A 5994-nucleotide genomic window follows, 5' to 3' on the forward strand; every position below is an offset into this window, starting at 1 on the left:
ACCTTGATCAGGGCACCGGTCTTGTGGGTATGGATGTACTGCACCGTGGGCAGATCCATGTCCGGCTTGCCCTCGCTCTCCATATCCACCACCTGACCACCCACCATGCCATAGGTACCGGCACAGGTGGCAATTTCATGGATTACAGCCAGACGTGCGGCTGGATCAAGCCCGGCAGCAAAACGGGGATCACTCATCAACTTGAACGCCTCGGTCAGCAGTCCATCTCCAGCCAGGATGGCAATCGCCTCACCAAACACCTTGTGGTTGGTGGGACGGCCCCGCCGGAAATCATCATCGTCCATGGCAGGCAGATCATCATGGATCAGCGAATAGGTATGGATCATCTCCATGGCGCAGGCAGCAGGCATGGCCTTATCTATTTGGCCGCCTATCGCCTCGCAGGCAGCCAGCATCAGCACCGGGCGTACCCGCTTGCCACCGGCAAAGATGGAGTAGCGCATTGCTTTATGAATACTATGGGGACGTTCTTCTTCCTTGGGAAGATACTGTTCCAGCGCGGCATCAACCAGCGCGATCTTTTCTTTCAGATATACTTTCAGGTCCACAATGCTATCCCTTCATTCATCATCATCAGTAGTAAACGGCTCTTTACGGAATGATCCATCGCGCTGCTTGATCAAAACCTCAACCTTGCGCTCTGCTTCATCCAGCTTTTTGGCACAAAAACCAGCATGCCTGACCCCTTCTTCAAAGGCCTTGATGGAGTCATCCAGTGAAAGAGAGCCCCCTTCCAGCTTGCGGACCACCTCTTCCAGTTTTTTTAGCGATGTCTCGAATTTTTCAGCTGCCATACCTGCCCCCATAAATGTGAAACGGCATTATACTTTGATTACGGATGAATCGTCAACCTCAAGCCACCAGAACAATCTTTCCATGCAAGCCAAACTCTGTAATAATCACGAGATTCTAAGCCTGATAAACACCCGAGGTACCTGTGAACGTACTTTTTATCCACCCCTACGGCAGCAACTTCATCGCCGGTGTGCCAGACATCACCACCATCTTCAACGTCATGCCGCCGTTGGGGCTTCTCTCAATCATGGCCTGGCTGGAAAAACACGGGATACCATCCGAGATTATTGACTGCTATGGTACGCCAATGACTCAGCCAGATCTGGTGGCTGAGGTACTACGCCGCAAACCGGATGTTGTGGCCTTTTCCTGCACCACCTCCTCATTTCTAGAAGGTAACCGGATAGCGGAAGCGATCAAGGCTGCTGACAGCCAGATCATTACCGTCTTTGGTGGTGCCCATGCCTGCACCATGGGGGCGCCGCTACTTGACCGTTTTTCAGCCATTGATTGTCTGGTGCTGGGCGAAGGCGAACAAACCATGCTGGAACTGGTCCAGAACAGATTCCAGAACCTGGCCACCATCCCTGGCGTGGCATATCGAGATGGCAACGGACAGGCCACCCAATCAGACCAGCGGGAGTTGATTGCCAATCTGGATGACCTGCCGTTCCCTGCCTACCACCTGCTACCCGGCTTTCCTCAAAAATACAAGCTGCCGCTGTTCAGTTCGCCAACATCGCCCAACTCCAGCATTATCTCCAGCCGGGGCTGCCCCTACCAGTGCTCCTACTGCGACCGTTCTGTCTTTTCCCGTGGTTTCCGGTTCAACTCACCGGAATACATCCTCGAGCATGTGGCCATGCTTAACCGTGATTACGGTATCAAGCATGTTTTTTTCTATGATGACCTGTTTACCTTTGATCGCAAACGGGTGGCCCACTTTTGCGAACTGAAAGATAAAATGGGGTTAAAGGTCACCTACAACTGCATTGCCCGGCTGGAGCATGTTGATCAGGAACTGCTGAACCTGCTGAAAGGTTCCGGCTGCTGGCAGGTCAACTTTGGCATTGAATCCGGTGATCCTGAAATTTTAAAGCAGCACCGCAAGTTCTACGGCCTGGATGAAGTGGGACGCAAGCTGAAGATGGTGAAAGATGCCGGGATGCGGGTCAAAGGACTCTTTATGGTGGGACTGCCGGGCGAAGATGAGGCGGCCATTCGCCGCACCATTGACTATGCCCTGTCCCTGCCACTGGATGAGATCAATGTCACCAAGTTCACCCCGTTCCCTGGTGCGCCGGTCTTCAAGACCCTGGAGCAGTTTGGCGAATTTAACGAAGACTGGTCGCTGATGAACTGCATGAATTTTGTCTTCATCCCCAACGGCATGACCAAACCGCAACTTGAGAATCTCTATGACGAGTTCATCCGCCGCTTCTACCGCCGCAGCCGGATACATTGGGGCTACACCAAGATGATCTGGCAATCACCCCACAGCGTACTGGATTTCCTAAAAAACCTGCCAGCCATCCTGAAGTTTGAAAGGAAGCAAAAATGGTAAAAACAGTTCTTACAATTATGATTACAGCTCTTATCACCAGCTCTGCACTGGCCGATGATCATGTAAAAACCACAGCCGATGCACGCTATGAACTGACCATGCTGACCGGCTACGGCATTACCCACCGCGGCTTTGGTGAAACCCGCAGCCAGGTACAGACCTGGGATGCCATCGCCCGTCTGGGTTGGTATCTGTCTGGAGATGTTGGCAAGGGAAGCTGGTATCAGGGCAGACATCAACTGTTGGTTGAGCTGCCCTACCATCTGGCGGTGGATCATGGGGGCAGATCAATGGTGGGGGGGTATCTGTTGGGGAGCTGGAAATTTACCAGTCTGAACCACGTTAAACCGTATATCTTTGCCGGTGGTGGTCCGGTCTATGTTGATCTTGGACTTCCCAGCATGGGGGCAAAGCTCAACTTCAGCTATCAGGGCGGCACCGGTATGCAGATACCACTGGGACAGGCTACCATGCTGAACCTGGAGTACCGCTATCACCATATCTCCAATGCCGGAACTGCAACTCCAAACGAACCGCTTAATTCCAGCAAGATTCTGGTGGGGGTAAGCTGGTTGTATTAACTTCAAGACTCGTTTCACGCGGAAACGAGGAGTTAGCGGATCTTCACAGATTTAAAATATCTTGTTTTTAAATCAGCGGAAATCCGTCAAAATCAGATTTGATCCTGCGTGCTCACGCCTTTGGCTTTTCCTGTTTTACTTTTTAACGGCGTCGCGGATCTCCTCCCCTGCCTTTTTCGCCCCTTGTTTAATCTCCGTACCAGCCTGTTTAAACCCGGCCTTGGTTTCTTTACCCACCTGTTTAATAGCCTCTTTGGTTTCCTTGGCGGCCTTTTTCGTATCTTCTTTAATGGTTTTGCTAGCTTGTTTAAACGCCTCCTTGGTTTCACGGCCAGCCTGTTTTACCTCTTCAACAACCTGAGTAGCCTGAACCGGAACTGCCAGACAGACAAGCAGCACAACATGACAGAGCACTGAAAAACGCAGCATAATCTACCTCCTGATTGCAACACGTCGTACTATTGCAGGCACCAGCAGCAGTGCCGCCAGCGCGGTAAAGAAGATGCCGAAGTTAGCAGCCCAGCCGATGGAGGACATGGCGCCGTAATCGGTGAAGGCCAGTGAGCCGAAACCAGCAATGGTGGTTAATGCGGAGAGCAGAATCGAGCGCCCGGACTGTACAAAGGCGCTTTCCTGTTGTTCCGGGGGAACATCTGCACAACGATGTCGAACATGCATACCATAATCGCACCCCATTCCGATGATCGTCACCAGCACCAGGATATTCATGAAATTGAACTTCATCCCCACCAGCGACATCGTGCCCAGCATGGCAACCGTACCAAACAGCACCGGACCTAATGCAATACCGACAGCGGAAGGACTTCTAAACTGCACCAGTAAAAGCACCAGCACCAATACGCTGCCAAACCCGATCCCAAAGGCTGCGCTATTCTGTACTGCCGTAAGCAGTTCCTGGCTTACCAAATCCGTACCGGTCATACGCGCCCCGGGCGCAATCCTGGCGACCTCAGTCACAAGATCAACCGGATTTAACTGACCCGGCTTAAAGTAGAGGTACACCAGGGCATGCCAGCCACTTTGATCATGCAGCAGATGACGCTCCACCACACCACGCAAAGGTGAGTTGGCCAGTTGGTCGATCACCACGCTTTCATCTAGCACACGATTCAAGCTTCCCTGCCGCAACTGTTGCAGGTAAGGGGCAAAGGCAGCAACCGTGAATCCGTGGACTGACAGACGCTGCTCAAGAGAGGAGGCAACCGCCTCACCGGAAGGAAGCAAGGCAGCAACTGACTCCTGATCAGCACGACGGTTCATGGTCTGCCCCAGACTTGACCAGGCCTCAAGCTTGCCCTGCCGCGTCAGGTCGGCAGCCAGGGTTTCCACTGTCTGTATCCGCCGCAGCACCTCGGCACGGGCAGGGCCATCAATTGCCACCAGCAGACTCTTGGGAGCCAGATTCAGGTGTTTTTCCACCAGCGTAAGCGCTTTAAATGCCTCAGAATGCTGGGGTTGCAGGTTCTTCAGTTCAACATCAAAGGACGCGTGACGACCAGCCCACCCAAACAGTAGAAATAACAGTACTGCACCGGCCAACAGTGGCGTTGCGTAGTTGCCGGTAAACCGCCAGAGACGTCCCAATCCCAACAGCGGCAGCGGATGATACACCTTGTCGGAGCTATCAATACGGCGCAACAGCAGCGGCATCAACAAGAGGTTGGCATACAGGGTAAAGATCACCCCCAACCCGACCAGCATGCCTAATTCAGAAAGAGCCCGCACCTCTGTCCAGCCCAACAACAAAAACGGCAGGGCCGTACTGGCAGCAGCAATCAGCAATCCGCGACCGGTATCGGTCACTGCACGGGTAATGGCCTGATCAGTGTCCGCACCTTGCGTCCGTTCCCAATGGAAACGATCATAGAGATGAATGGAATAATCAGCCCCCAGACCGATCAACAGGGCGGTGAAGGCAAAGGAGATAATATGAATGCTGTTCCAAAACAGGCCGACGCTTCCCAGAGAAAACAACACCCCAACCGAGACAAACAATGGAATCATCAAGGTGGGCCAAAGGGTACGGTACATCAGAAAAAACAGACCGGTAACCACCACCAGCGAAGAGCCGATACAGGCCAGGATATTGAACTTCATGGCAGCCTCGTCCATCACAGCGCTGATATGGGCACCGGCGCAGGAGACCTGCACCGTCATACCGGCTCTGGCCTGATTGATGCCTGCCACCAGCTTACGGGCAAAGGCCATCTCCTGCACAGGCCGGGAAGGCTCTGCAATCATGATCAGCACCTGCCTGTCGCGAGACATAAAATAAGGGGAGTCTGGATCCATGGCCAGGGCCTGGCTGCCGGCCTTGAGACGGGGCAGGATCAGCTCCCGCACCCCCAGCGGGTCTGCCTGTGCAAGGGCCACTCCACTGGCTCCAACACTACCGGCTAGTTGCACAGCCAACTGCTCCAGGGCATGGTCAACAGCCTGCGGGGTAAAACGCTCTGCCAAAACCGGTCCGTCATGAGGAGCAACAAAGGCTGCCGGATGGGCCGCGCTGAACGCCACCAGATCCGCAAAACGCTGGGCTTCAGACTCTTCATAAATCCGGTAGACCACCCGTTTGAAGGCTGGCACACCATCCACCTGCAGGCTGCGCAACCGTTCTGCCAGCCGGGATGCCTCGGCAGGCAGGGCTGCAGGCTCTCCCTCCAGCAGAAAGTAAGCCTCGTTTACCCCACCGGACCATTCCAGCGAATCAAGCAGCAGACGCATGGCAGGACGATCCGCAGGAAACAGGCGGAAGATATCGGTCTCAAAATGGATCCGAAACAAGGAGGTGACAGATACCAGCAGCAACAGCAGTAAGGAGGCGATAACCAGACGGGGTGATCTGCAGGTCACCTGATTGATCCAGCCAAGGTGGCGGACCGTCAGGCGACTGACCAGATCAAGCAAACCATTGAAACCGGGAATATTCATGGATCAGCGGGCCTTCAGCTGGGACAGGGGAAACAGTCGCAGACCTTGTAACGGTACGTTAAACATCGGTTCTTCAAGTTT

Annotated in this window: 6 protein-coding genes; 2 read left to right on the forward strand and 4 right to left on the reverse strand. The window is 53.7% G+C overall.

The genetic code is table 11. The features are described 5' to 3' along the window. A partial coding sequence (locus OEL57_RS13285; RefSeq protein WP_300741066.1) for a polyprenyl synthetase family protein occupies window positions 1-569 on the reverse strand: 569 nt, incomplete at its 3' end. A 12-nt stretch (window positions 570-581) separates the two neighbouring features. Further along, entirely contained in the window at window positions 582-815 is a 234-nt protein-coding gene (locus OEL57_RS13290) for an exodeoxyribonuclease VII small subunit (RefSeq protein WP_300741067.1), read from the reverse strand. Window positions 816-958: 143 nt separating this feature from the next. Here OEL57_RS13290 and OEL57_RS13295 point away from each other — a divergent pair, with 143 nt between their 5' ends. Both OEL57_RS13295 and OEL57_RS13300 read left to right on the forward strand, forming a co-directional pair. Continuing rightward, on the forward strand, window positions 959-2380 hold the full coding sequence (locus tag OEL57_RS13295) for a B12-binding domain-containing radical SAM protein (protein WP_300741068.1): 1422 nt from the start codon (window positions 959-961) through the stop codon (window positions 2378-2380). 17 nt (window positions 2381-2397) lie between these two features. Next, window positions 2398-2961, forward strand: a complete 564-nt coding sequence (locus OEL57_RS13300; RefSeq protein ID WP_300741069.1) for an acyloxyacyl hydrolase — start codon at window positions 2398-2400, stop codon at window positions 2959-2961. A gap of 135 nt (window positions 2962-3096) precedes the next feature. On the opposite strand, the gene OEL57_RS13305 is transcribed toward OEL57_RS13300, so the two are convergent. Together OEL57_RS13305 and OEL57_RS13310 are read right to left on the reverse strand one after the other, a co-directional pair. Next, a complete protein-coding gene (locus OEL57_RS13305) occupies window positions 3097-3390 on the reverse strand; it encodes a hypothetical protein (protein ID WP_300741070.1) in 294 nt (97 codons plus the stop codon). 3 nt (window positions 3391-3393) lie between these two features. Further along, window positions 3394-5913 (reverse strand): MMPL family transporter, encoded by a 2520-nt coding sequence (locus OEL57_RS13310; protein ID WP_300741071.1) that lies wholly within the window; start codon window positions 5911-5913, stop codon window positions 3394-3396. Window positions 5914-5994: the final 81 nt, after the last annotated feature.

Origin of the sequence: Trichlorobacter sp., assembly GCF_030247655.1 — a bacterium.
Classification (GTDB): Bacteria; Desulfobacterota; Desulfuromonadia; order Geobacterales; family Pseudopelobacteraceae; genus Trichlorobacter.

Coding starts and splice junctions, on each gene's coding strand:
- OEL57_RS13290 (WP_300741067.1), bottom strand. CDS start 815: ATGGCAGCTGAAAAATTCGAGACATCGCTAAAAAAACTGGAAGAGGTG.
- OEL57_RS13300 (WP_300741069.1), top strand. CDS start 2,398: ATGATTACAGCTCTTATCACCAGCTCTGCACTGGCCGATGATCATGTA.
- OEL57_RS13310 (WP_300741071.1), bottom strand. CDS start 5,913: ATGAATATTCCCGGTTTCAATGGTTTGCTTGATCTGGTCAGTCGCCTG.
- OEL57_RS13305 (WP_300741070.1), bottom strand. CDS start 3,390: ATGCTGCGTTTTTCAGTGCTCTGTCATGTTGTGCTGCTTGTCTGTCTG.